This is a genomic window from Novosphingobium sp. GW821-FHT09E05 (assembly GCF_059416165.1).
This window is the reverse complement of sequence record NZ_JBWKOQ010000001.1, coordinates 175,116-199,414: the sequence shown is the minus strand read 5'-3', so window position 1 is coordinate 199,414 and position 24,299 is coordinate 175,116. Positions and strand designations below refer to the sequence as shown.

General features: G+C 69.1%; 27 protein-coding genes. 11 read left to right on the top strand and 16 right to left on the bottom strand.

Features of this window, described 5'->3' with window-relative positions:
* Positions 1 to 85 precede the first annotated feature (85 nt).
* Genes AC07M9_RS00975 through AC07M9_RS00965 form a run of 3 tightly spaced genes read left to right on the top strand, consistent with a single transcriptional unit; the run spans position 86 to position 3,016 of the window.
* Positions 86 to 808: an EF-hand domain-containing protein gene (locus AC07M9_RS00975; RefSeq protein ID WP_494880567.1), complete on the top strand. Its 723-nt coding sequence runs from the start codon at positions 86 to 88 to the stop codon at positions 806 to 808.
* 31 nt (positions 809 to 839) lie between these two features.
* The gene (locus tag AC07M9_RS00970; protein WP_494880566.1) at positions 840 to 1,586 is read left to right on the top strand and encodes a response regulator; all 747 of its coding nucleotides are present in this window, start codon (positions 840 to 842) and stop codon (positions 1,584 to 1,586) included.
* On the top strand, positions 1,586 to 3,016 hold the full coding sequence (locus AC07M9_RS00965) for a sensor histidine kinase (RefSeq protein WP_494880565.1): 1,431 nt from the start codon (positions 1,586 to 1,588) through the stop codon (positions 3,014 to 3,016). Before AC07M9_RS00970 ends, AC07M9_RS00965 begins: the two co-directional genes overlap by 1 nt.
* A gap of 33 nt (positions 3,017 to 3,049) precedes the next feature.
* On the opposite strand, the gene AC07M9_RS00960 is transcribed toward AC07M9_RS00965, so the two are convergent.
* Together AC07M9_RS00960 and AC07M9_RS00955 are read right to left on the bottom strand one after the other, a co-directional pair.
* A complete protein-coding gene (locus AC07M9_RS00960) occupies positions 3,050 to 5,677 on the bottom strand; it encodes a M1 family metallopeptidase (protein ID WP_494880563.1) in 2,628 nt (875 codons plus the stop codon).
* A 146-nt stretch (positions 5,678 to 5,823) separates the two neighbouring features.
* The gene (locus AC07M9_RS00955; protein ID WP_494880561.1) at positions 5,824 to 7,422 is read right to left on the bottom strand and encodes a helicase HerA-like domain-containing protein; all 1,599 of its coding nucleotides are present in this window, start codon (positions 7,420 to 7,422) and stop codon (positions 5,824 to 5,826) included.
* A 315-nt stretch (positions 7,423 to 7,737) separates the two neighbouring features.
* On the opposite strand from AC07M9_RS00955, the gene pabB reads away from it, so the two are divergent.
* The 4 genes from pabB (at position 7,738) to arfB (ending at position 12,157) form a co-directional block, all read left to right on the top strand.
* A complete protein-coding gene (gene pabB, locus AC07M9_RS00950; protein WP_494880559.1) occupies positions 7,738 to 9,570 on the top strand; it encodes an aminodeoxychorismate synthase component I in 1,833 nt (610 codons plus the stop codon).
* 187 nt (positions 9,571 to 9,757) lie between these two features.
* The gene (locus AC07M9_RS00945) at positions 9,758 to 10,924 is read left to right on the top strand and encodes a pyridoxal phosphate-dependent aminotransferase (protein ID WP_494880558.1); all 1,167 of its coding nucleotides are present in this window, start codon (positions 9,758 to 9,760) and stop codon (positions 10,922 to 10,924) included.
* Between the two features lie 131 nt (positions 10,925 to 11,055).
* Positions 11,056 to 11,757 (top strand): RluA family pseudouridine synthase, encoded by a 702-nt coding sequence (locus AC07M9_RS00940; RefSeq protein ID WP_494880556.1) that lies wholly within the window; start codon positions 11,056 to 11,058, stop codon positions 11,755 to 11,757.
* Complete coding sequence (arfB, locus tag AC07M9_RS00935; RefSeq protein ID WP_494880554.1) at positions 11,750 to 12,157, top strand: alternative ribosome rescue aminoacyl-tRNA hydrolase ArfB; 408 nt, start codon at positions 11,750 to 11,752, stop codon at positions 12,155 to 12,157. Before AC07M9_RS00940 ends, arfB begins: the two co-directional genes overlap by 8 nt.
* Before the next feature lie 22 nt (positions 12,158 to 12,179).
* Here arfB and AC07M9_RS00930 read toward each other — a convergent pair whose 3' ends face one another.
* The 5 genes from AC07M9_RS00930 to dksA all read right to left on the bottom strand — a co-directional run bounded on the left by AC07M9_RS00930 (position 12,180) and on the right by dksA (position 15,469).
* Entirely contained in the window at positions 12,180 to 12,374 is a 195-nt protein-coding gene (locus AC07M9_RS00930; RefSeq protein WP_494880552.1) for a hypothetical protein, read from the bottom strand.
* A 38-nt stretch (positions 12,375 to 12,412) separates the two neighbouring features.
* Positions 12,413 to 12,802 (bottom strand): DUF4112 domain-containing protein, encoded by a 390-nt coding sequence (locus AC07M9_RS00925; protein WP_494883857.1) that lies wholly within the window; start codon positions 12,800 to 12,802, stop codon positions 12,413 to 12,415.
* 87 nt (positions 12,803 to 12,889) lie between these two features.
* Positions 12,890 to 14,398, bottom strand: coding sequence for an ABC transporter substrate-binding protein (locus AC07M9_RS00920; protein WP_494880550.1), 1,509 nt, complete (start codon positions 14,396 to 14,398; stop codon positions 12,890 to 12,892).
* Positions 14,399 to 14,481: 83 nt separating this feature from the next.
* The gene (locus AC07M9_RS00915; protein WP_494880548.1) at positions 14,482 to 14,847 is read right to left on the bottom strand and encodes a PilZ domain-containing protein; all 366 of its coding nucleotides are present in this window, start codon (positions 14,845 to 14,847) and stop codon (positions 14,482 to 14,484) included.
* A gap of 163 nt (positions 14,848 to 15,010) precedes the next feature.
* Positions 15,011 to 15,469: an RNA polymerase-binding protein DksA gene (gene dksA, locus AC07M9_RS00910; RefSeq protein ID WP_494880546.1), complete on the bottom strand. Its 459-nt coding sequence runs from the start codon at positions 15,467 to 15,469 to the stop codon at positions 15,011 to 15,013.
* 297 nt (positions 15,470 to 15,766) lie between these two features.
* On the opposite strand from dksA, the gene AC07M9_RS00905 reads away from it, so the two are divergent.
* The gene (locus AC07M9_RS00905; RefSeq protein WP_494883856.1) at positions 15,767 to 16,105 is read left to right on the top strand and encodes an SEL1-like repeat protein; all 339 of its coding nucleotides are present in this window, start codon (positions 15,767 to 15,769) and stop codon (positions 16,103 to 16,105) included.
* A gap of 3 nt (positions 16,106 to 16,108) precedes the next feature.
* Here AC07M9_RS00905 and AC07M9_RS00900 read toward each other — a convergent pair whose 3' ends face one another.
* Genes AC07M9_RS00900 through AC07M9_RS00880 form a run of 5 tightly spaced genes read right to left on the bottom strand, consistent with a single transcriptional unit; the run spans position 16,109 to position 19,510 of the window.
* A complete protein-coding gene (locus AC07M9_RS00900) occupies positions 16,109 to 17,260 on the bottom strand; it encodes a GNAT family N-acetyltransferase (protein ID WP_494880544.1) in 1,152 nt (383 codons plus the stop codon).
* Entirely contained in the window at positions 17,257 to 17,991 is a 735-nt protein-coding gene (locus AC07M9_RS00895) for a glycerophosphodiester phosphodiesterase family protein (protein WP_494880542.1), read from the bottom strand. Before AC07M9_RS00895 ends, AC07M9_RS00900 begins: the two co-directional genes overlap by 4 nt.
* 16 nt (positions 17,992 to 18,007) lie before the next feature.
* Positions 18,008 to 18,472: a RidA family protein gene (locus AC07M9_RS00890; protein ID WP_494880540.1), complete on the bottom strand. Its 465-nt coding sequence runs from the start codon at positions 18,470 to 18,472 to the stop codon at positions 18,008 to 18,010.
* The gene (locus AC07M9_RS00885) at positions 18,459 to 19,121 is read right to left on the bottom strand and encodes an HAD family hydrolase (RefSeq protein ID WP_494880538.1); all 663 of its coding nucleotides are present in this window, start codon (positions 19,119 to 19,121) and stop codon (positions 18,459 to 18,461) included. The genes AC07M9_RS00890 and AC07M9_RS00885 overlap by 14 nt, the downstream gene beginning before the upstream one ends.
* Positions 19,118 to 19,510 (bottom strand): DUF3572 domain-containing protein, encoded by a 393-nt coding sequence (locus AC07M9_RS00880; RefSeq protein WP_494880537.1) that lies wholly within the window; start codon positions 19,508 to 19,510, stop codon positions 19,118 to 19,120. Before AC07M9_RS00880 ends, AC07M9_RS00885 begins: the two co-directional genes overlap by 4 nt.
* Here AC07M9_RS00880 and AC07M9_RS00875 point away from each other — a divergent pair.
* The 3 genes from AC07M9_RS00875 (at position 19,479) to spt (ending at position 21,436) form a co-directional block, all read left to right on the top strand.
* A complete protein-coding gene (locus AC07M9_RS00875; protein ID WP_494880535.1) occupies positions 19,479 to 19,841 on the top strand; it encodes a response regulator in 363 nt (120 codons plus the stop codon). The two genes, AC07M9_RS00880 and AC07M9_RS00875, sit on opposite strands and share 32 nt — an antisense overlap.
* Positions 19,842 to 19,928: 87 nt before the next feature.
* Entirely contained in the window at positions 19,929 to 20,168 is a 240-nt protein-coding gene (locus AC07M9_RS00870; protein ID WP_494880534.1) for an acyl carrier protein, read from the top strand.
* A gap of 14 nt (positions 20,169 to 20,182) precedes the next feature.
* The gene (spt, locus tag AC07M9_RS00865) at positions 20,183 to 21,436 is read left to right on the top strand and encodes a serine palmitoyltransferase (RefSeq protein ID WP_494880533.1); all 1,254 of its coding nucleotides are present in this window, start codon (positions 20,183 to 20,185) and stop codon (positions 21,434 to 21,436) included.
* A gap of 162 nt (positions 21,437 to 21,598) precedes the next feature.
* Here spt and AC07M9_RS00860 read toward each other — a convergent pair whose 3' ends face one another.
* The 4 genes from AC07M9_RS00860 to AC07M9_RS00845 form a co-directional block, all read right to left on the bottom strand.
* On the bottom strand, positions 21,599 to 22,150 hold the full coding sequence (locus AC07M9_RS00860; protein WP_494880532.1) for an NADPH-dependent FMN reductase: 552 nt from the start codon (positions 22,148 to 22,150) through the stop codon (positions 21,599 to 21,601).
* 285 nt (positions 22,151 to 22,435) lie between these two features.
* A complete protein-coding gene (locus tag AC07M9_RS00855; RefSeq protein WP_494880530.1) occupies positions 22,436 to 22,735 on the bottom strand; it encodes an usg protein in 300 nt (99 codons plus the stop codon).
* Positions 22,736 to 22,901: 166 nt separating this feature from the next.
* Positions 22,902 to 23,429: a nuclear transport factor 2 family protein gene (locus AC07M9_RS00850; protein ID WP_494880529.1), complete on the bottom strand. Its 528-nt coding sequence runs from the start codon at positions 23,427 to 23,429 to the stop codon at positions 22,902 to 22,904.
* Between the two features lie 2 nt (positions 23,430 to 23,431).
* Entirely contained in the window at positions 23,432 to 24,298 is an 867-nt protein-coding gene (locus AC07M9_RS00845; protein WP_494880528.1) for an alpha/beta fold hydrolase, read from the bottom strand.
* Position 24,299 lies beyond the last annotated feature (1 nt).

Below are 24,299 nucleotides of genomic sequence, written 5' to 3'. Positions count from 1 at the left end.
AGGCTTCAGAGAGCCGCGGGGCATTCCTTCCCCTCCCTGCCCGCCCCGCGGTTCTCATCCTATTCGAACGGATGAGAGAAACGCCATGATGACCAACTTCAAGAAGCTGACGCTCGGTATTTCGGCCGCCGCACTCACCATCGGCGGCGTCGCGTGCGCCCAGGCGCCCGCCAACCCGCCCAAGATGGAACGCCCTAAGATCGACGCCAACGGCGACGGCACCGTGACCCGCGCCGAGGCCCAGGCCGCCGCGACCGCGATGTTCGCCAAGATGGACGTCAACAAGGACGGCAAGCTCGACAAGGCCGACCGCGAACTGGCCCGCCAGCAGATGCAGGACGCCCGTTTCGCGCGTCTCGACACCAACAACGACGGCTCGATCTCCAAGGCCGAGTTCTCCGCCGAGCGCGGCCCGGGAGGCCCCGGTCCCCAGGGCGGTCCCGAAGGCGACGGCCCGCCGCCGCCCCCGGGTGGTCCGCGCGGTGACGGTCCGGGCAAGGCCGGTCCTGGCAAGGACGGCCCGCGCGACGGTCGCGGCCACCACGGCAAGCGGGGCGGCCACGGCTTCGGTCACGGTGGCCCCGGCGGCGGCATGATGTGGATGGCCAAGCAGGCCGACACCAACAACGACGGCGCCATCAGCCAGGCCGAATTCATGGCCGCTGCCACCAAGCGCTTCGATGCCGAGGACACCAACAAGGATGGCAAGGTGACCAAGGAAGAACGCCAGGCTGCCCGCGAGGCGAAGAAGGCCGAATGGCAGCAGAAGCGGGCCGACAAGAAGGCTGACAACAAGGCCGCAAACTGACAGGACGGCGCGGTTAGTACAAGGATTGCCGATGAACGACACCGCGCCCTCCAAACTGCTTCTCGTCGATGACGAGGCGGCGCTGCGCGAACCCCTGGGCGAATATCTCTCGCGGCAGGGGTTCGCCGTCGTCGAGTGTTCGAGCGCGGCCGAGGCCCGTTCGCGCCTGCGCGATGCCTCCTGTGAGGGGCGCTTCGATCTCGTTCTCCTCGACATCATGATGCCGGGCGAGGACGGGCTTTCGCTCTGCCGCCACCTTATCGAGACGCAGGATGTCCCGGTGATCTTCCTTACCGCGCGCGGCGAGGCGACCGACCGCATCGTCGGGCTGGAGATCGGCGCCGACGACTATGTGGTGAAGCCCTTCGAGCCGCGCGAACTGGTCGCCCGCATCCGCAGCGTCCTGCGCCGCGCCTCGCGCAGCGCCGTCGTGAACGACGCGGAGAACGAGGCCTTCGAATTCGAGGGCTGGCGCCTCGACCCGCTCAAGCGCCGCCTGATCGATGCCGAAGGCGCCATCGTCGCGATCTCCTCGGTCGAGTTCCGGCTGCTCATGGCGTTTCTCGAACATCCCCGGCAGGTGCTCAACCGCGACCGCCTGCTCGACATGGTGCAGGGCCGCGAGGCGCACCTGTTCGACCGCGCGGTGGACAACCAGGTCAGCCGCCTGCGCCGCAAGGTCGAGGTCGACAGCCGCAACCCGCAGCTGATCCAGACCGTCTGGGGCGGCGGCTACATGCTCGCCACCGACGTGCGCCGCGTGACGCTGCACGACTGATGCCTTTTCCCCGCCCGAAAAGCCTGATGGGCCAGATGCTGATGGCCGTGGCGGCAGCGCTGCTGCTCGTCCAGGGCATCGGCGCGATTCTCGTCTACCGCGCCCAGCGCGAGAGCCTCGAAGTCGGCATGGTCAACGCCGCCGCCTTCCGCCTCGTCGCCGAGACGCGCGGGTTCGGCGGCTTCGACCGCATGAGACGCGGCGACCGGGGCGACCGCGGCCCCTTCGGCGGCCCCCAGCCGCGCGGATTCCCGGTCGAGTTCGGCACCACCTCGCCGGTCGGGGCGGACGAGACGCGCGACACCCGCGCGCAAGTCCGCCTTGCCCGCATCCTCGAGGACCAGGAATTCCCCGCAACCGACATCGCCGTCGTCCACCGCACCGTGAAAAGCGATCCCGTCGCCAGCAGCACTGTCCGGAAGCGCGCTGCCAGGCGTCGGATGGATGACGGCAAGCTGGCCGACATGATGGACGACAACCTGCTCGTGGTCGCCGTGCGCCAGCCCGCCAAGGATACCTGGCTGATTGCGCGGGTGCGCAGCCCGCGCGCCATGAACGTGCTGCTCCAGCCGCTGCTGGTCCAGACGCTCATCATCTACCTGGTGCTGGTGGGCGCGGTGGCGCTGATCCTGCGGCGGATCACCCGGCCGCTGGCGGCGCTGACCCGCCGGGTCGAGCAGTTCGCCGTCGCCCCCGGCTCGGCCGGGCAGCTGGAGCCCAGCGGCCCCGAGGACATGCAGCGCCTGATCGTGGCGCACAACGCCATGGAAGCGCGCATCGTCGCCATGCTGGATGAAAAGGACGTGATGCTCGGTGCCATCGGCCACGATCTCAAGACCCCGCTTTCCGCCCTGCGCGTCCGCATCGAATCGGTCGAGAACGACGTCGAGCGCGGGCGCATGGCGAGCACCATCGAGGACATCGTGCGCACCCTAGACGACATCCTCTCGCTGGCCCGCGTCGGCCGTCCGAGCGATCCGCGCGAGCGGACCGAACTGTCGGCGCTGGTCGCCTCGGTGGTCGAGGAATACGAGGACATGGGCGACCCGGTCGAACTGGGAGACACCCAGCGGATCGTCCTCGAATTGCGCTCCACCTGGCTGCGGCGCGCGCTGCGCAACCTCATCGGCAACGCCCTGCGCTACGGTCAGCGCGCCCGCGTCACCCTGGTGCGCGAGGGCAACCGCGCGGTGATCCTGATCGAGGACGACGGCCCGGGCATCCCGGCCGAAACGATCGAGGATATGATGAACCCCTTCGTGCGCGGCGACCCCTCGCGCAACTCGACCACCGGCGGTGCCGGGCTCGGCCTCGCGCTGGCCCGCGCCATCGCCGACCAGCACGGCGGCGCGCTGGTCCTCGCGAACCGGCTGTCGGCAACGGGGACCGTCGAGGGGCTGACGGCGCGGCTGGAAATCCCGATCGGCTGACCCGAGAACACTCGCTGACGGATTTACTCCGCCTTACCGCATTGCCGCGAACTCGGCGTCGATTTGCGGGCCCATCATGTCATCGAGCAGGCCGCAGTTGCGCACCCGCTCGCTCGCGCGCGCCAGTTCCAGCGCACCGGAGGTAGCAGCCAGCCTGGCGCCGAACTCGCGCTCGATACGCGCACTCCAGGCCACCGAGCAGAACCGCCCGAGCATCTGCGGCAGGCGGCGGGCGAAGGACGGACCGTTACTCCCCGCCAGAAGCGTGCCCGACTGCGCCAGTGCCCAGGCATAGCCGTATTCGCGCGTCGAGCTGCGCGACATGACGCCATCGAGGAAATCGCGCTTCTCACCGTCCCGCAGGCGCGGATCGTCGAGCGCGAGGAGCCAGGCGGCGACTGCGGGATCGCCGAAGCGCGCGGCGGCTCCCAGCGCGGCGGGACGGAACACCGGGTCTTCCGAGGACAGCGCCTGATCGACCAGCCGGTGGACCGCATCCGCGTCCTGCCCGAACAGGTGGATGTCGAGTGCGTGGTCGAACCACGCCGGGTCCAGCGCCGTCTTGTCCCCGGCGAGATAGGCCGCCACGGCGTCCTGGAGCTTGCGGCGGATGTCCTTGCCGCTCTCGGTGCCGACCAGCGCATTGACCACCTGCACCCGCCGCTGCGCCCGCGCCGAGGCCTCGTGCGCGTAGATGCCGGCATGCGGGTCGAAACCGTATGTCTTGAGCAGCGGCAGGTAGAGCTTCTCGCGCAGCAGGCGGAAGCCGCGCCGGCCCTGGGCGCCGACGATGTTCTCGCGCACCAGGCGGCTGAGCGCCTTGTCGGGCGCGTCGGCAGCGTGCGGGTCGGCATGATGGATCAGCTTCTTGGCGAGCCGCGCCATCTCGCCGATGGTGCCACGCCCGCCCCGGATCGAGGCCCAGAGCGAATCGACCAGCGCCAGCGCCTCGCCGCCCGGCAGGGTGTCGGCGCTGGCGATGAGGTCCTGCCAGTGCTTCGCGGTCAGTTCGAAGCGGTAGTAGCCGGTACCGCCGGCATTGGGAAATATCGGCCCCTGCCCTGCCATCGTAAAGCTCTGGGTGCGCTGGTCCATGATGAAGCACTGGCGGTTGGCGCCGCGCCGCAGGCACAGCGGGATCGTCCAGAAGGACTCGGGCGGTGCCACCCCCGCCGTGGTGTAGCGCAGCTGCGTCACCGCCACCCGGTCGCCGCTCTGCTTCATCGCCAGAAGCGGCACGCCCTGCTGCTCGACGAAGCTGCGCATCGCGGGGACCAGCTCGGGATTGCCGGCGACTTCGGCCAGCGCGGCGAAGAAGTCCTCGCTCGTGGCGCTGCCGAAACGGTGCGCGGCGATGTAGCGGCGCACGCCCTCACGGAACGTGTCGTCGCCCAGCCACCCCGCGATCATGCCGACGACGTGGCCGCCCTTGCCGTAAGTGATCGCATCGAAGGCCGAATCGATGTCGTTGCTGCGCGCTATCGCCTGGCGGATCGGCCGCCCGGCGAGCAGGGCATCGGTTTCCATCGCCTCGTAGCCGGTGCCCAGCGCGTCCCCCATGATGCCCAGGTCCGGGCGCCACTGGTCGCCGATGCGGTAACCTATCCAGTTGGCGAAACTCTCGTTGAGCCAGAGGTCGTCCCACCATGCGGGCGTCACGAGATCGCCGAACCACTGGTGGCCGATCTCGTGCGCGACGACCATGCCGAAGCTGCGCTGCTGCAGCACGGGGGCCCGCGCGTCCATCACCAGGAGATCGTCGCGGTAGAGGCTGGCGCCGGCATTCTCCATCGCGCCGGGCAGGATCGGTGTGGTCACCTGGTCGAGTTTCGGGAAAGGGAATGCCTCGCCGAAATAGTCCTCGGTCAGAGCGACGATCCGCTGCGACCCGCGCAGCGCGAAGGCAAGTTCGCCGGCATTCGGGGAGGTCGAGGCGATCCGCACCGGCAGCGGCGCGCTGCGCGCCGCGTTCGGGACCGCGTCTCCGGCAAGCGTCGCGAAAGGCCCGACCATCATCGCCACGAGGTAGGTCGGCAGCGGGGCGGTGGCGGCGAAACGGTGGACGGCCAAGCCGTTCTCGATCGCCGCCGACCCGGTTTCCGGCGCATTGCCAATTGCCGTCAGGCCGGGCGGCGTGCGCAGCGTCAGCGCGAAGGGCGTCTTGAAGCCCGGCTGGTCGAAACAGGGAAACGCGGCACGCGCATTGATCGGCTGGAAATGCGTCCAGCCGTACCACGCGCCTTCGACCTCCAGCCGGAACAGGCCCGCGGGGCCGTCGGCGAAGGCGGCGTCGTAGTCGAACGCCAGCGTCACCGGGCCTGCGGGGAGGTCTTGCGCGAAGGTCACGCGGGCAACGCCGCCGGGATCGACCTCGCGCCATTGGCCGGCAAACGTGCGCCCGCCAGCGGTGGCCACCACGCGCGAGACCGCGAGCCCGCGACCGTGCAGGTCGATGGTCGAGGCCCGCGAGGCGAGCGTCACGTCGATCTCGACATGGCCCGAGAAGCGCGGTTTCGCGGGGTCGACGGTTAGGTCGAGCCGGTAGGCGGCGGGTTTCACAGCCTCGCCCAGCCGGCCAAGCGGGACGCCCTCGGCAGCGGGGGTGACGACGATCGCCTCCCGCGCATGGGCCGGGGCTACGAGGAAGGCGGCGGACAGCACGACCGGAAACAGCCCACCTAGACTACCCAGCCATCTCCCGTTCGTGTCGAGCGAAGTCGAGACACGCTGGCGACGGGCTGGCGGGTCTCGACTTCGCTCGAAACGAACGAAACTCAGTGCCTTGCCATAATCATCGGCCCCGCCCGTCAGCGCATCAGCCCCCCGATGAGGTTGCGCGCGAAGCGGCCGAGGCCGGGAAAGCCGATCGCCCGGCCCAAGGCGTCCCCCACGGTCCCGGCGGCGGCGCTGGCGGCCGAGGCCTGGGGGTTGGCGCGGCTCTTCTTGCCCTGCATCGTCTGCGCGAGGATCGATCCGGCGCTCCCGGCGGCGGCCCCGGCAGCGGCACGCGCGACCTTGCCGCCGAGCCCGTCCCACAGGCCGGGGCTGCGGCGCTCCTGCCTGCGGACGACCTCCTCGCCCTGTTCCTCGACCTGCTGCGCCGTGGCGGCAGCGTCGGCGGCCTTGGCGGCGAGCACTTCCTCGGCGCTCTCGCGGTCGACACGGGTATCGTACTTGCCCTCGACCGGGCTGATCGACTGGACGATGGCGCGCTCCTTCGCCGTCACCGGGCCGAGCCGCGAGCGCGGCGGCGCCACCATCGTGCGCTGGACGACGCTGGGCGAGCCGTCGTCGTTGAGGGTAGAAACCAGCGCCTCACCCACCTTCAGCTCGGTGATCGCGGCCTCCACGTCGAGGTCCGGGTTGATGCGGAAGGTCTCGGCCGCCGCCTTGATCGCCCGCTTGTCGCGCGGGGTGAAGGCGCGCAGGGCGTGCTGGACGCGGTTGCCGAGCTGGCCGGCGATCTTCTCGGGAATGTCGATCGGGTTCTGGGTGACGAAGTAGACGCCCACGCCCTTCGAGCGGACTAGCCGCACCACCTGCTCGACCTTGTCCTGCAGCGCCCCCGGCGCATCGTCGAACAGCAGGTGCGCCTCGTCGAAGAAGAACACGAGGCAGGGCTTGTCGGGGTCGCCTACCTCGGGCAGCGCCTCGAACAGCTCGGACAGCAGCCACAGCAGGAAGGTCGCGTAGAGCTTGGGGCTGCGCATCAGCTTGTCGGCGGCGAGCACGTTGATGTAGCCGCGGCCCTGCTCGTCGCACCTGATGAAGTCCGCGATCTCCAGCGCCGGTTCGCCGAAGAACTGCGCCGCGCCCTGGCTGTCGAGCGCGAGGAGCTGGCGCTGGATGGTGCCGACGCTGGCCTTGGTGACGTTGCCGTACTTTGTCGAAAGCTCCGAAGCGTGCTCGGCGGTATAGGCGAGCATCGCCTGCAGGTCGTCGAGGTCGAGCAACAGCAGGCCCTGGTCGTCGGCGAAGCGGAAGACGACGTTGAGCACGCCTTCCTGCGTGTCGTTGAGGTCCATCAGCCGCGCCAGCAGCAGCGGGCCCATCTCGGAGATGGTGGTGCGCACCGGGTGGCCCTGCTCGCCGTAGATGTCCCAGAATACCGCGGGATTGTCGGAATAGGCGTAGTCGGTGATGCCCAGTTCCTTGGCGCGCGCTTCGAGGATCGCGGCGTTCTTGAACTGCGGGCTGCCGGACATGGCGATGCCCGAGAGATCGCCCTTCACGTCGGCGAGGAACACCGGCACCCCGGCGGCCGAGAATTGCTCGGCGATCGTCTGGAGCGTGACCGTCTTGCCGGTCCCGGTGGCGCCCGCGATCAACCCGTGCCGGTTGGCCCGCCCGAGGCGCAGAACCTGCCGCTCGCCATTGGCGCCCAGTCCCAGAAAGATCTCGCTCAAGTCCGCGTCTCCAAGCCTGTCCCGTTGCACCCAAGGGTGTAGCGCGATCGGCCTTGATGGCAACATGTCGTCCGTCGTCCCGGACCTAATCCGGGACCGCTGGCCCGGCAGCGCCTAAGTCTCGGCAAAAGCGGTCTATCTTATCGCCACCCCGTTGCCCCCGCGGAGGCGGGCCCCGCTTCTGTTGCGCCGCGCCCGAAAGACCAAGCGGGGTCCCCGCCTGCGCGGGGACAACGAGGAGTTTGATCCGACGGGCCATCGCCGCACAAACGACTTTTGCCACCGGCCCGCGCTGCGGCTAAAGGCCGCGCAGCCATGCCAGAACCCTTCGTCCTCCTCGATGACGCCCGCGCCGAGAGTGCCGCCGATGCCCGGCTCTACCGCGCGCCGGTCGAAACCGTCGTGGCGATGCGGGGCGGCGAGGTCGAGGCCGCCCTCAGCCGCATCGAAGCGCTGTCGGCCGAGGGCCTGCACGTGGCGGGCTATCTCGCCTACGAGGCCGGCCTCGCCCTCGAACCCCGCCTCGCCCACCTCCTCGCCGAGCGCACCGGTGCTGCGGGCCCGCTCGTCTGGTTCGGCGCCTTCGAAACCTGCGAGACGATCCCCGGCGCCGAGGTCGCCCGCTGGCTGGCCGACAATGCCAGCTCCGACACACCGGCGATCGGCCCGCTCGAACCGCAGGTCGATTTCGCCACCTACCAGCGCGCCTTCGACACCCTCCACGCGGCGATCGAGGCGGGCGACATCTACCAGGCCAACCTCACCTTCCCGCTCGCCGGACCCTGGCGCGGCGATCCGTTGGCGCTCTACGCCGCGCTGCGCCCGCGCGCGGCGGCGGGGCATGGCGGCGTGGTCCACGACGGCGCGCACTGGCACCTGAGCTTCTCGCCCGAACTGTTCTTCGAAGCCGAGGGCGATGCCGTCCGCGTCCGGCCGATGAAAGGCACCCGCCCTCGCGGTCGCGGCCCGGAGGAAGACGCCCGGCTGCGCGCCGACCTCGCCGCCAGCCCCAAGGACCGCGCCGAGAACCTCATGATCCTCGACCTCATGCGCAACGACCTCTCGCGCGTGGCCCAGGCTGGGAGCGTGCGGGCCGAGGCTCCCTTCGCGGTCGAGAGCTATCCCACCGTCCACCAGATGGTCTCCACCGTCGAGGCCCGCCTTACCCCCGGCACCAGCGCGTTCGACGTGCTGCGCGCGCTGTTCCCCTGCGGCTCGATCACCGGCGCGCCCAAGATCCGGGCGATGGAACTGATCGCCGCCGTGGAGAACTGGCCGCGCGGCCCTTATTGCGGGGCGATCGGCATGATCGAACCCTCTGGCGACGGCGCGTTCAATGTGGCAATCCGCACCCTTCGCCTGGTCTCCAATCGCAACGGGGGTGGCGAAAACGGCGGACGTGCGATCCTCGGGGTGGGATCGGCGATCGTCGCGGATTCTCAAGCGCTTCCCGAGTGGCGGGAATGCCTGGTCAAAGGGGGTTTCGTGCGGGATTCGGAAGCACGAGTGACGGATGGGGCTACCTCGCCGGCCAGCTTCGACCTGATCGAGACGATGCGGTTCACGCCCGAGGAGGGCATCGGCCTCCTCGAATTCCATCTCGAACGGATCGGCGCAAGCGCATCGCAGCTGGGCTTCGGGTTCGACCGCCACGCCGTGCGCAACGCCATCCAGGCGCTCTGCTTCGACGCCGATGCGCCATCCAAGCTGCGCCTCGTGGTCGGCCGCACCGGCGCCTTCGCGCTCGAACTCGCCGCGCTGCCGCCCGTGCTGGCCCAGCCCGCGACCGTCGCGGTGCTGCGCCTGCCGGTCGATGGGAGCGACTGGCGCCTGCGCCACAAGACCAGCGACCGCGGCTTCTACGACAAGGGCCTCGCGCTGGCCAAAAGCGCCGGCGCCGACGAGGCCCTGCTGCTGCGCGACGACGGGCTTGTCACCGAGGGCTGCTTCACCAACCTGTTCGTCGAGCGCGCCGGCCAGTTGCTGACCCCGCCCGCCAGCCTCGGCCTGCTGCCCGGCGTGCTGCGCCGCTCGCTGCTGGAATCCGGCCGCGCGGTGGAAGCGGAGCTGACACTGGAGGATCTGGCGGACGGATTCCTCATCGGCAACGCCCTGCGGGGCCTGATCCCGGCACGGCTGCTGACGTAACCGTTGTCCCCGCGAAGGCGGGGACCGCTGGCAAGGCAGCGCCCAGGCCCAGACAAGACGCCGCGCCGCAGCGGCCCATGGCGAACTATCGCCTCAAGAGTATCCAGCGGTCCCGGATCCAGTGCGGGACGACGAATTGGCAAACCCCGTTTCAAATCCTGCCGATCCTGCGCTAGAGCCACCCGCCATGCACATCTCCACCGCTCTCTCCCGCATCGCCCCGTCGCAGACCAGCGCGATGACCGACCGCGCCACGCAGCTGCGCGAGGCCGGGCGCGACGTGATCTCGCTCTCGGTGGGCGAGCCCGACTTCGCCACCCCGCCGCACGTCGTCGAAGCCGCCAAGGCCGCGCTCGACCGGGGGGATACCAAATATACCCCGGTCGGCGGCACCTCGCGGCTCAAGCAGGCCGCCGCGCTGCACTTCGCGCGCGACCTCGGGATCGAGGTGCCCACCTCTCAGGTCACCGTCTGCGCCGGCGGCAAGCAGGCGATCTTCCATGCCCTGCTCGCCACGATCGGTGAGGGCGACGAGGTGATCGTCCCCGCCCCGTGGTGGGTCAGCTACCCCGAGATCGTGCGTTTCGCCGGCGGCAAGGTGGTCCCGCTGCACACCCACGCCCACCACAACTTCCGCTTCACCCCCGCCGACCTCGAGGCGCAGATCGGCCCGCGCACGCTCTGGCTACTGCTCAACAGCCCGGGCAACCCGACCGGCGCCTGCCTGCCCGCCGAGACGCTGCTCGGCATCGGTGAAGTCCTGCGCCACCACCCGCGCGTCATGGTGCTCTCGGACGACATCTACGCGCCGATCAATTATACCGGCGGCGCCCACGCGACGCTCGCGAACCTGTGCCCAGACCTTGCCGACCGCATCCTGACGATCTCGGGCGTCTCCAAGAGCCACGCGATGACCGGCTTCCGGATCGGCGTCGCCGCCGGGCCGGAGTGGCTCATCAAGGCGATGGAACGGCTGCAGTCGCACTCTTCGGGCAACCCCTGCTCGGTCAGCCAGGCCGCCGCTGTCGTCGCGTTCGAGGGACCGCAGGACTTCCTCGGTCAGTGGTGCGAGCGCTTCCGAACCCGTCGCGACCTCGTGGTTTCAGCCATCAACGCGATTCCCGGTCTCTCCACCCCCGTGCCCGACGGCGCGTTCTACTGCATGGTCGATGCCGCCCCGCTGATGGAGCGCTTCGGCGACGACGCCGCGCTCGCGCTCCACCTGCTCGACCACGGCGTCGCCATCGTCCCCGCCTCGGCCTTCGGCCACCGCGACGGCTTCCGCATCAGCTTCGCGGCAGACGAGGCGAAACTGGTCGAGGCGTGCCGCCGGATCGCGGCGGCAGTCGCGTAAAACCGTCGTCCCCGCGAAGGCGGGAACCGCTGGGTACTCTTTAGGCGCAGACTTACGGCGACGCAGCGCCTAAAGCACTGCCAGCGGTCCTCGGTCGAGCCGGGGACGACGAACTTGGAAAAACGAATACCATGGAACTGGAAATCCTCTTCGAGGACGGCGAAGCGCTCGTCATCGACAAGCCCGCCGGTCTCCCGCTCGACCGCCCGCGCGCCGGAGGCCCGAGCATCGAGGACCGGCTCGACGAACTGAAGCTGGGCTTCCAGCGCGAGCCCTTCCCGGTCCACCGCCTAGACCGCGACACCTCGGGCTGCCTGCTGCTGGCACGCAATCCCAAGTCTCTCAAGCGCTTCTCCGCCGCCTTCGAGGAGCGCACGGTCGCCAAGATTTACCTCGGCGTAGTGGCGGGCGAGGTCGAGGGCGAGAACGGCACCATCGAACTGGCGCTGTCCAAGGTCAGCACCGTGAAGGACGGCTGGCGGATGATCCCGGCGCGCAAGGGCAAGCCCTCGGTGACGCACTGGCGCAAGCTCGAGGTCGTCGGCGGCATGACCCTCGTTGAGTTCCGTCCCGAGACCGGCCGCACCCACCAGATCCGCGTCCACGCCGCCTCGGGCCTCGGCCTACCGCTGCTGGGCGATCCGGTCTACGGCACGGCAGAAGGCGCCCGCCGCACAATGCTCCACGCCGCCGGCCTCACTGTCCCGCGCGGCGAAAAGGCGCCGATCGTCGCCGTGAGCCCGATGCCGGCGGACTTCCGCGCGCTGGGCTTCACCACGCCCGACGCGCTGCAGGACAGCGCGGAAGAGCTGCCCGAAGCGACCGATGAATGAGATAGTCGAACGCGCGCAGGCGTTGGCGACCGAGACCTTCCTGGCCTCCACCGGCCCCGGCGGGCAGAACGTCAACAAGGTGGCGAGCGCCTGCCAGCTGCGGCTGGACTGCTATGCCCTGCGCCTCAGCCCCGAGGTCTTCGCGCGGCTAAAGGAACTGGCGGGCAGCCGCATGACCCTGCGCGGCGAACTGGTGATCAGCGCCCGCCGCTTCCGCACCCAGGAGGCCAACCGCGCCGATGCCCGCGAACGCATGGCCCAACTGCTCGAACAGGCCCAGAAATTCCCCGAAAAGCGCGCCAAGAGCCGCCTCAACCGCGTCGGCAAGGAACAGCGCATCAAGGGCAAGAAACTGCGCGGCAACGTCAAGGCCGGCCGCGGCAAGGTCAGTTTCGACTGAAGCTTTTTCGCCGGCCTTTCCGTCAGCGCTTTGCCGGCACCTGCGAGGGTTGCAGCGCCTGCGCCGGAGGACGGCGCTCGTCGAGCATGGCGGCGGCCTCGTCCAGTGCGCGGGCCTCGCCCATGGTGACGCCGCCGGGGCCGGGCGCAGTGTCGGGCTTGGAGCAGGCGCTCGCGGCGAGAACCATGCAGAACGGGATCAGGCGGGCCGGTTTCATGCCTGTTCCATAGCGCGCCGCGGCGCGCGGCGGAAGCATCAGGCTTCGATCACGCGCGTGTGCGGGTGGTGCTTGTCGAGATGCCTGCGGATGATCTTCAGGTTGCGGCTGTTCGAGCGGAACACGAAGTCGAACAGATCGCCAGCCACCGGAATCGCCCCGACCAGCGTGTCGAAGCCGACATTGGCGGTCATGCGCGTCAGCTGCCACTTCGACATCCCGAGGTTGCGCGCTTCCCAGACGAGGTACAGGCCCATCGCCGCCGAGACCAGGTCGCCCGCCACCGGCACCAGCCCGACGATGGCATCGAGCCCGACCTGACGGTTGATGCCGGGCACCGTGATGGCGCGCTCCAGCACACGCTCCAGCCCCTCGACGCGCCGGCGTATGGATGCCGGATCGTTGCCGAGTGGGAGGTCGATATCCATGCGGCGGGCGGTGCGGGCCTGCGTGCTGCCTGATCCTGTGACCAAATGCCTGACCTCTCGTCGAACGCGGCCGAGCGCCGCTCCGCTCTATTTGGGGAGCCAGGACAGCGGCATCAAGGGATGCCAGCCCCAGGCATTGGTGGCGAAGCCATCGACGCTGCCGCGCACCAGCGACCAGCGGATGGGGGTGCCGAAGGGGATGAAGACGTTGGCGGAAGTCAGCTCCGTCTCGCCCTGAGCCAGCAGCGCCGCCCGTTCCGCGGGGGTTGCGGCCTGCGCGGCCTCGGCGACGCGGGCGTCGGCCTCGGGCGAGCAGAGCCCCCTGCCGCCCTGGCAGGAAAGACGGTTTAGGAACCATGTAGCGCGCGGATAGCGCGCCACGTCGTCGACCAGCGCGAGGTCCGCGCCCTCCGCTTCGGAGACGCGCTCCAGCCCCACGCCGATCGCGGCGAAGTCGGTCACGAGGCGGCCGAACAGCAGCTTCGATCCTCCGCCCTCGGGCAGCCAGACACTCAGGCGCACGAGGCCGGAGGCGGGCAGCGCCCCTTCCCCTTTCGCCCGTGCCAGCCAGCCGCGCACCCGCGCGGCGCCCTGCGCGCGGCGGTCTTCGAGCGACAGCTCGCCCCAGCGCTCGCCGGTGGTGCCGAGATCGCCGTCGAGACTGGGGCTGACGATCCGCGTCGTCGGCGACCAGCCGCCGACGCCGAACGGCGCGATCAGCCCGGGACGGTCGATTGCCATGGCCAGCGCCTCGCGGTTGGCGGGATCGGCGAGGAAGCCCTTGTCGGTCAGCACCTGCAGCCCGAACAGGCCGACCACCGGGTCGAGCTGGATGGTGCCGCGCAGGATGCCCACCGAGCGCGTCAGCATGAAGTCCTGGATCCGCCCGCCAAGCACGAGGTCGACCTCGCCCGCATTGAATGCCTCGATAGCGGCCGGGCCCGGCAGGGCGTGGAGCTGGACACGGCGGGTCCGCTCGGCCCAGTTCTCGATCGCCGGCAGGCCGAGGCGCGAGGGCTCGATCGGGGTGAGCGCGGCGATGTCGCCCTGCCGCGATAGGGTCATCGGTCCGGCGCCCTTGCCCTTGTGGTCGAGGCCCAGTTCGGGCTGGGCGAGCAGCTGCAGCAGGTAGGGCATCGGCCGCTTGAGCCGGATTTCGATGACGCGCCCGGCCATCGCGCGCACGTCGTCGATCGCGTCGAGATCGCGCGCCAGCGGCGTGTCGCCGAGCGCCTTCAGCGCCGCGCGGATCGCCCGCCGCGCCGAATCGGCAGTGAGCGCCTCGCCGCCGGGCCAGTTCCCTTCGCGCAGGCGGAAGATGTAGCTCTGCCCGTCGTCGGTGACGATCCAGCGATCTGCGAGCGCGGGGATTACCCGGCCGGCCTCGTCGAAGGCGACCAGGCCCTCGGCGGTCGCGGCGCGCAGCAGCTGCTCGGCGGGAGCGGGGCGGCTGTCTTCGTCGGGCCGCCGCGAGGGCCCGTCCACCACGGCCACGTCGAGCGCGGAATTGTCGTAGGCGCTGCACGAGGCGAGCGACAGCGCAGCCAAAACGGCCAGGACCCGACGTTCAGCAGGCTTGGGGCGCTGGAAGAGCATGAAGGACCGACTAGTCCATTTGGCGCGCGCCGCAAATGCGCGAGGGTGGAAAAACGGCGGTCGCGACGGTTTCCGCAGCGACGTCAGATCTTGCGCAGGACGGTATCGCTGGGCACGCGGGCCTGGGCGCTGCGGATGAATTCCGGCGTCGGGTCCGCGACCCGGCCCACCGGCTCACGCGCGAGGCGAGGATCGATATCCTCTCGGAAGGCGACGCCGAAGCGGCTGTCCTGCACCCAGGCGACCGAGCCATCGACCCAGCCGACATTGCGGATGTTCACCTGCACCACGGTGCCGCGCACCACGCGCACGGAGCCTTCGCCCATCATTCCGCCGGCAGAGAGGTTGCGTACCTTGATGCGGAAATCGCCGTCCAGGCCATCGACGCGCAAGTCAGCCATGAGGAACAGGCTGTCGCGCGCGATCTGCCGATTTTCACCTTCGTTCATGCGCTCCGTCCGGCATTCGACCTGCACGCTCCGTTCGGTCGGGCCATGGAGAGCGGGCCCGCGCAGGATAACGCGCCTCAGCCTCCATGCCTAGCGGCCAATGGCAAACAAAGGCTTAATAGCCCGGTCCCGGTTCCCCCGGCGACCGGGCCATCACCCGATCTCAGTCGTCGCGCGAGACCTTTTCGCGGCGCTCGTGGGCTTCCTGCGCCTCGACCGTCATCGTCGCGATGGGGCGGGCTTCCAGACGGCCCAGGCCGATCGGGTCGCCGGTGACCTCGCAGTAGCCGTATTCGCCTTCCTCGATCCGGCGCAGTGCCGAATCGATCTTGGCGATCAGCTTGCGCTGACGGTCGCGGGTGCGCAGTTCGATACCCCAGTCGGTCTCGCTCGAGGCGCGGTCGTTGAGGTCCGCGTCGCGGATCGGGCCGTCCTGCAACTGCTGCAGCGTACCTGCCGAAGCATCGAGGATCGACCTTTTCCAGGCCATGAGCAGCTTACGGAAATAATCCTGCTGCCCTTCGTTCATGTAGGATTCGTCGGCAGAAGGAAGATAGGCGCCGCCAATCGCACGCTTCGCTTTTGCCAGGACATCGATTTCGTCAGCAAGGGCCGTTGCCATCCAGAGAAACTCCGCAAGTGTCTCCATCGGATCGCCAACGCCCTGCGGCCCCGGATTTTTTCCGGTAACCCAACAACGATCCGCGGTTCGAGCGGCCTATAGTTGCGCATGAATCCGGGCACAAGCGGATATGATCGATCGTCCACAAAAATCTTAACGAAATGCCGGGGCGGTACAGGTGCCGCCTGCGTAACGGAGAGACGCGCAGCCAGCGTTAACTATATGTTCGGGCGAATCATCGAAATTCCGATCATCGATTGCAAAGGAATGCGTCGATCGAACCTGATGGAACTGACGATGGAAGCTGTCTGGATTAAGCATACCGATGCGGCCGCCGCCGCCGTGCTCGATTTCGCCGCCGGTGACATGGTGGTGGCCGGAGCGCTCGCCGATGCCGCCGCGGGCGACCGCGATGCCTACTTCGACCTCGGCGTCGCTTTCTCGACCGGCAGCCACGGCGTCGACTGCGACCTCGTCGAAGCCCACAAGTGGTTCAACCTCGCCGCTGTCGCCGGCCACGAGGAAGCCGCCACCTGCCGCGCCGAAGTGTCCGACGACATGACCGCCCGCGAGATCGCCGAAGCCCAGCGCCGCGCGCGCCAGTGGCTGGCGGGTTCGATGCGCAAGGCGGCGTGAATCCTAGCTTTTCCTGAACGGCGTCCGTCCGCCGAGCGACAGCTGGTCCTGCGCTATCCCGGCCCGCTCCATCGCGAGGTAGTCGGCGATAGCGGCGCGAAGCGATTCGTGGACGATGTAGTGCGCCGAAACCGTGCGCACCGGCTCGTATCCCCGCGCCAGCTTGTGGCCGCCCTGCGCCCCCGCCTCGACCCGCTTGAGGCCGAGCGCGATCGCGGCGTCGATCGCCTGGTAGTAGCACAGCTCGAAATGCAGGAACGGCTTGTCGACATTAGCGCCCCAGTAGCGCCCATATAGCGCGTCCTCGCCGATGAAGTTGAGCGCGCCGGCCATGGCCTCGCCGTGCTCGTCGAAGGCGAGCACCATGAGGATGCTGTCCGCCATCGTCGCGCCGAGCAGGCTGAACGCCTCGCGCGTGAGGTAGGGGCGGCCCCATTTGCGCGCGCCGGTGTCCTGGTAGAAATCCCAGAACGCATCCCAGTGCGCCTCCGTGATCTCCGCGCCGGTAAGCGCGCGGATCTCCACGCCTTCCTGCGCCTTCGCGCGCTCCTTGCGCAGGTCCTTGCGCTTGCGCGACGAGAGCGCGGCGAGGAAATCCTCGAAGCTGGCGTAGCCCCGGTTCTCCCAGTGGAACTGGATATCCTCGCGCAGCAGCCAGCCCGCCGCCTCGAACACCGCCACCTGATCGGGCTCGATGAACGTCGCGTGGGCCGAGGAGAAGCCGTTGTCGCGGCACAGCGTCTCGGCCGCGCGCAGCAGCGGCAGGGCGAGTTCGGGATGCGGGGTCAGCAGGCGCGGGCCGGTGGCGGGCGTGAAGGGCACCGCGATCTGGAGCTTGGGGTAGTACGAACCGCCCGCCCGGTGCCACGCATCCGCCCAGGCATGGTCGAACACGTATTCGCCCTGGGAGTGGTCCTTGAGATAGGCCGGCAGCGCGGCGGCGAGGCTGCCGTCGGGGCCGTCGATGACGATGGGCAGCGGGGTCCAGCCGCTGCGCCCGCCGACGCTGCGCGACTGCTCCATCGCAGTCAGGAAGGCGTGGGAGACGAAGGGATTGCTCCCGCCGGTCAGCGCGTCCCACGCCTGCGCCGGAAGTTCGCCGACGCCGCCCAGGACCCGTGCGGTGAAGCTGCCCCTATGTTCGTTGGCGCTCACAGCTGCGCTTCGCTCCCGGTCTCGAAGATCGCGGCGTCGGCATAGGCCTCGGCGCGCTCGTCGTGTTCGGCCTCGCGCACCGTCCAGGTCGCGACCGGCACGCCGCGCCGGCGCTGGCGGGCGGCGAAGCGGCTCGGCAGGTCGCGCACGTCGTAGGCGAGGAAATCGGGCCGCGCGCACCACAGCCAGAGGCGGCGGCGGATCTTGCCCGGCAGCGCCCGGTCCTCGCCCTCGGAGACGACGAGGCCGCGCACGGTGTGGGGCGAGTGGAGCCGATACCAGCGCGCCACGCGCGGATCGAAGCTCATCACCGCATGCTGGCCGGTATAGCCTTCCAGCACCCGGCGCACCGCGAGGCAGAGCGCGGCGATGCGGGTCTGGCGGTCGGACTTGATCTCGATCAGCACCGGCACCTGCCCGCCGATCTGGGCGAGCACCTGCCGCAGGGTGGGAATGGTGTCTTCGGTCCCGGCGAGCGCAATCGCGCCCAGTTGCGCGGCGCTGCGGCGCAGGACCGGGCCGGTCTCGGCGGTCAGCCGGTCGAGCGCGTCGTCATGGAAGACCACCGGCTGCCCGTCGCTGGAGCGCTGCACGTCCAGCTCGATGCCGTGGCCCTGCGCGATGGCCTTCGCAAAGGCCGCGCGCGAGTTTTCGGGGATACCGCCCCCATGCAGCCCGCGATGGGCAAAGTCCTGCGCTCCGATCCACGCGACCTTGCGCGGATCGGGCACAGGGGAAAGCCAGCGGTCAAGCAGGGCGAACGGCCACGATGGCGTCCACTTCGACGGCGGCGCCGAGTGGCAGCACGGGCACGCCGACCGCGCTGCGGGCATGCTTGCCCGCCTCGCCGAAGACCGCGACCATCAGCTCCGAGGCGCCGTTGGCGACCTTGGGCTGGTCGGTGAAGTCAGCGGCCGAATTGACGAAGGCGCCGAGCTTGACGATGCGCTCCACCCGGTCGAGCGAGCCGAGCGCGGCCTTGAGCTGCGCCAGGATCATCACCGCGCAGGCCTGCGCGGCCTCGGTCCCGGCCTCCAGCGAGACGTCCTCGCCCAGCCGCCCGGTGACGAGCTTGCCCTCGACGAAGGGCAGCTGCCCCGAGACGTGGGCAAGGCCGCCGGCCTCGACCACCGCCACATAGGCGGCGACCGGCGCGGCGGCGACGGGCAGGGTCAGGCCGAGTTCGGCCAGGCGGGCGTCAACGTTGCTCATGAATGTCCTCTTCTTCGCGGGTCAGGCTGTCACTGGTAAGACTGTCGAGCAGCCAGGGGAGCGCGCTGCCCCAGTCGTCGATGCGCGCATGCGCATGACCGAGCTTCAGCGCGCACTTGATGCCCGGCGCGATCTGCGGTTCGCCGCACAAGTGCAGGCGGCGCACGGCGGGCGCAACCTCGAAAACCGAGCCGTGGTGCTGCGACAGGTCGTCGATGAAGACCGCGCGGCTCGGCTTGTACTCGTCGAGGATCGCCTGGAGCGCCGGACCCTTCGGCCCTTGGTTGGTGAAGACGCGCAGCGGCATGCCGTGGCCCGCTAGCTGGGCCTCGCGGGCCTCGCGGCGGAAATCGAGCAGGTTGGTGAGCACCACCACGTCGGCATGCTCGCGGATCGCGGCGATCGCGTCCACCGCGCCCTCGATCGGGGTCTGGCGGTGCATCTGGCCGTCGAAGAAGCGGTTGAGCAGCGCCCACATCTCCTCGTTTTCCAGCGGCACGTCGCTGCCGACGCGGCGCATCGAGCGGAAGAACTCGCCGCCGGCCATGTCGAATTCGATGCCTTCGTCCTCGGCCAGCCAGTCGCGGAAGTGCTTGATCATGTGCAGCAGCACTTCGTCGCAGTCGGTGATGAGCAGCGGACGCGTCATGCGCCGAGCCTTTCGCGCGCGGCCACCAGCACCTTGGGCGAAACGCCGAGCGCATCGGCGGCTCCGAGCAGGTCGGGCTCATGCTGGCACAAGAATTCCAGTACCGCCGCCAGCGTCGCCGGCTCGCCCAGCGAGGCGCGCAGTTCCTCGGGCGTCAGCCCGGTGAGCGAGAGGAACCGGTCGGCGCGCGAATCCTCGCCCAGCACCCAGCCCAGCGCGTTGAGCGCCAGGGCCTGGGGATCGTTGGCGGATGGGGATGGCGGATCTCGAAGAATTGTCAGCCTCGCTCTCGTGCAATAGACCTGTGCCGAACCCTGGCAGGGGTCTGTTCCCTCCAGATGGTCATCAGGGCGTCGAATGGCAAAGCGAATCCTCGTTGTCGAGGACAACGATCTCAACCGGAAGCTCTTTTGCGACGTGCTCCGCAGCCAGGGCTTCGCCGTGGAGCCGGTGGCGGACGGGCTCGACGCGCTGGAACGCGCGCGCCAGTTCGTGCCCAACCTCGTCATCATGGACATCCAGCTGCCCAATGTCTCGGGCCTGGACCTGATCGAGGCGGCGAAGAAGGACCCGGTGCTGCGCGCGATCCCCATCCTCGCCGTCACCGCCTACGCCGGCAAAGGCGACGAGGAACGCATCCGCGAAGCCGGGGCCGAGGGCTACCTCGCCAAGCCGGTGTCGATCGGGCCCTTCATGCAGGCGGTGCGGGCGCTTCTCTGATACACCCCGCTTGACATGATACCCTCGCGCCGCTTTTGCGCCGCAATTCCCGGCCACAGCGCCGACGACCCTTTCGGAAGGATACCCATGGACCGCGCAGAGACCTCGGCCCGCATCGCCGGCCTCATCGAGCCCTTCAACAAGAAGGGCGTCGCCGTGACCGATGCCACCCGCTTCACCGACGACCTCGAGTTCGACAGCCTGACGGTGATGGACTTCGTCGCCGCCATCGAGGACGAGTTCGACATCATCATCTCGATGAACGCCCAGGCCGAGATCGAGACCTACGGCCAGCTCGTCGACGCCGTGGTCAAGCTCCAGGGCTGAGAGAAAGAATACCCATGACCGAAGCCGTGAACCAGCCCGACCAGCCCGAGACGCTCGTGGGCGGCGACAAGGATCTGTTCAGCAAGTTCGATTCGCTGATCCAGATGCGCACCGACCTGCTCTCCACCGGCGTGACCGATCCGTTCGGCATGGTGATGGAGCGCGTGGTCTCGCCCACCGTGGCGATCTGCAACGGGCGCGAGACGATCCTGCTCGGCACCTACAACTACATGGGCATGACCTTCGACCCCGACGTCATCGCGGCGGGCAAGCAGGCGCTCGACGACTTCGGCGCCGGCACCACCGGCAGCCGCGTGCTCAACGGCACCTACGCCGGGCACAAAGTGGTCGAGCAGGCGCTTTGCGACTTCTACGCCATGGATCACGCCATGGTGTTCTCGACCGGCTACCAGGCGAACCTGGGCATCATCTCGACCATCGCCGGCAAGGGTGACTACATCATCCTCGACATCGACAGCCACGCGTCCATCTGGGACGGCTGCAAGATGGGCGACGCCGAGGTCGTGCCCTTCAAGCACAACGACATCGAGGCGATGGAAAAGCGCCTGCGCCGCATCCCCGAGGGCGCGGGCAAGCTGGTGATCCTCGAAGGCGTCTATTCCATGATGGGCGACATCGCCCCGCTCAAGGAAATGATCGCCATCGCCAGGAAGTACGGCGCGATGGTGCTGGTCGACGAGGCGCACTCGATGGGCTTCATCGGCCCCAACGGCCGCGGCGTGGCCGAGGACCAGGGCTGCCTCGACGACGTCGACTTCGTGATCGGCACCTTCTCCAAGTCGGTCGGCACCGTCGGCGGCTTCTGCGTCTCGAACCATCCCAAGTTCGAGATCATGCGGCTGGTCTGCCGCCCCTACGTCTTCACCGCCAGCCTGCCGCCGAGCGTGGTCGCCACCGCCGCCACCTCGATCCGCAAGCTGATGGACGGCAAGGCCAAGCGCGAGCACCTCTGGGAAAACTCCAAGGTCCTGCACAAGGGCCTGAGCGACGCCGGCTTCCAGCTCGGCACCGAAAGCCCGCAGAGCGCGATCATCGCCGTCATCATGCCCGACCTCGAGCGCGGCGCCGCGATGTGGGAAGCGCTGCTGCACGAAGGCCTCTACGTGAACCTCGCCCGCCCGCCGGCGACGCCTGCGAACATGACCCTGCTGCGCTGCTCGCTCTGCGCCGAGCATACGGCGGAGCAGGTGCAGCAGATCATCGGCATGTTCACCCGCGCCGGCAAGGCGGTCGGGATTCTGGGCTAGCACCGGAAAAGCCTGCCCTTACAAACGCCGTCGCCCCCGCGCTGGCGGGGGCCCCGCTTTGCCGGCGGTTTAGCGGCCCTCGGAAAAAAGAAGCGGGGCCCCCGCCTGCGCGGGGACGACGGCGTTTTTGTCGAAATACCTTGTACCGTACAATCCTGGTCCTCAGCCCTTGTGGACCTGCGCCAGTCCCAGGAACGCCGACAGCCAGCCGCCGAGGAATTCGGCCGAGCCCGCGCCCACGGTGCCGTCGGGGTTCAGCAGCCCGTCCTTCCACTGCAGGAACGCCTCGGGCTGGCCGAGCGTGGGCATGTGGAGATAGGCGAGCACGTTGCGCAGGTGCTGCTGCGCCAGCGCCGTGCCGATCGCGCCGACCGAAACGCCGATCACGCCCGCCGGCTTGCCCGCCCAGGCACTCTGTCCATAAGGCCGCGAGGCATGGTCGATGGCGTTCTTGAGCACGCCGGGGATCGAGCGGTTGTATTCCGGCGTCACGAAGATCACCCCGTCCGAGCCCGAAACCAGCGCCTTCAGCGCCTTGACGCTTCCCGCCTGGTCGGCGTCGTCGTCCTGGTCGTAGAGCGGCAGCGAACCGATGTCGGCAAAGGTGAATTCGTGGCCTTCGGCGGCGGGCAGGCGGGTGAGCGCCTCGGCCAGCTGGCGGTTGTAGGACCCGGCGCGCAGGCTGCCGACGACGACGGCGATCTTGAGGGACATGGATGGCTCCTTTTGGGGTCATGATGCCGAGGGCGAGGATCGCCGCATTCGGTGTCGGGAGAAAGACCGTTCGGGCGGCGGCGGTTCCCTCGTCGCGATCGCGCGCGGGCGGATGGAGGCAGAAACGCGGCGCGGACCAGGAACGTCGGCCTCAACTTCCCGTCGCCCCCGCGAAGGCGGGGGCCCCGCTTCCTTGCGGCTGACCGCGAGGTCGAAGAAACAAGCGGGGTCCCCGCCTGCGCGGGGACGACGGGATATGTGGCATGGCTTGCGCCTTGCGCCCCCTCAATGGATCGAGATGATCCCGTCCACCGCGCGCCATTCCTGCGGGCCGATGAGATGCCGGTGGGCAATGCGCACCGAATGCAGCGCCCCCTCGATTTCGCGCCGCCAGTGGTCGAGGAACCCGCGCAGCACCGGGAAGCGCGGGGCGACGTCGTACTGCTGGAAGGCGAACAGTTGCAGGAGGCTGGGATGGTCGGGGAGGAAGTAATGGACCTCGATCGTGGTCAGGCCGTAGCCTTCGAGCTGGCGCAGGAAATCCGGCGAGGTTTGGGTCGTGGTTGCAGGCGGCAGGCAGGCCATGTTCCTCCTTCCGACACCGCGTGCGGATGGAGCGCCCTGCTCCATGTTGCGGTGCAGCAGTGGAAAGATGACATATTGGCGGCGGCAGTCAAGCGGCTGGAAGAGCGGACAAAAAGCGGCCTGCCTTCCTATTCGTGTCGAGCGAAGGGGTGAGGCCTGTAGGCGCTTAAATCGCCTTAGGCTGTCTCGGCACGGGCGGGCGGTGGTAGCTCACGTCGCTGCGGTCCCGCCGGGCCTGGCAGGGCTCCTCCGCCGTGTAGGCCGTCATCGGCGAGGGCGCGAGGCCGGCCTTGGGCACGTCGTAAGTGCCCTCGACGATCGTCACCCGATTGGCGATCCGCCATTCGCCGCCGCGCTTGCGGAAATGGTCGATGTAGCGTCCGGTGGACATGAAGTTCGGCCCTTCGGCGGTAACCCCGGAGAAGTGGTAGTAGGTCTCGCAGAACGCCTCGTCGCCCTGCAGGTCGCAGACGTGGTTGAGGATGGCGTGCTGCGTGGCCTCGAATAGCAGCGTGGTGCCGTCCGCCCAGGGCACGAAGTCGTCCGGCGTGCCGACGAAATGGCCGTGATCCTCGATCGCATCGTCCCAGTAGCACCCCCGCGCAAGCGCGTTGTCGAGCCGGTCGAGCCCGCGCGCGTAGCGCAGCAGGACCTGGTGGATGGCGTGGCGGTCGATCAGTTCCGCGAGGTCCATGGTCAGTCCTTCAACCAGTCGAGCAGCATCGGCGCCATCAGCGGCCAGCGCTCGAACCGGCCGCGCCGGGCGGCGGTATCGACCGGGAAGGTCGAGACGTAGTTCCACTCCTGATCGTCCCACGGCGGCTCGAACAGCGTGGAATTGGGCAGCAGGCGGTGGACCCATTCCGACGTCTCGCGGGTGTGCGCCATGTCGCTTTTCCCCGAGCGGAAGGTCATGACCGGCATCGTCAGCTTCGCGAAGTCCGCCTCGGCCATGCCCGGCACCGGCGTCTCATCGGAATAGGCGAAGGCCTTGGCCCAGCGCTGCATCGTCGCGATATATTCGTCCGGGTCCTGCGCGAGCAGGATGTCGCGGATCCTGGGGTTGCGCGCGGTCTGGTCGGCCCAGCTCGGCAGCGCCGCGACCGCCTCCATGCCGCCCCTGCTGGCCGCCGCGATCTGGTCGCCGCAGTAGAACCACGCGAGGCCGGCGAGGCCCACCGGGCCGCCGCTGATCCACCAGATCGCCATCTTGCGCACCTTGTCCGGCATCCGCGCCGCCGCCATCAGGGTGATGCGCGATCCCGCCGAGCCGCCGACCAGCGTCACGTCCTTCATGCCCAGCGCATCGACGAGCCCGACCAGCGCCTCGCAGTTCATCACCGATTCGCTGGGCGCGGTGAAGGCGACGTCCGAAGCCCCGCAGCCCGGGCGGTCCCACAGCAGCACGCGGTAGCCGCCCTCGGCGAGCTTGGCGCCCAGTTCCGGCACGCCCGCCGTCTCGCGCGGATAGCGCCCGCCCGGCGTCAGCACCAGGGGCGGCGCGCCCTCGTCGCCGAGCAGCTCGTAGTCGAGCGTCAGCCCGTTCACCTCGATCTTCGCCATG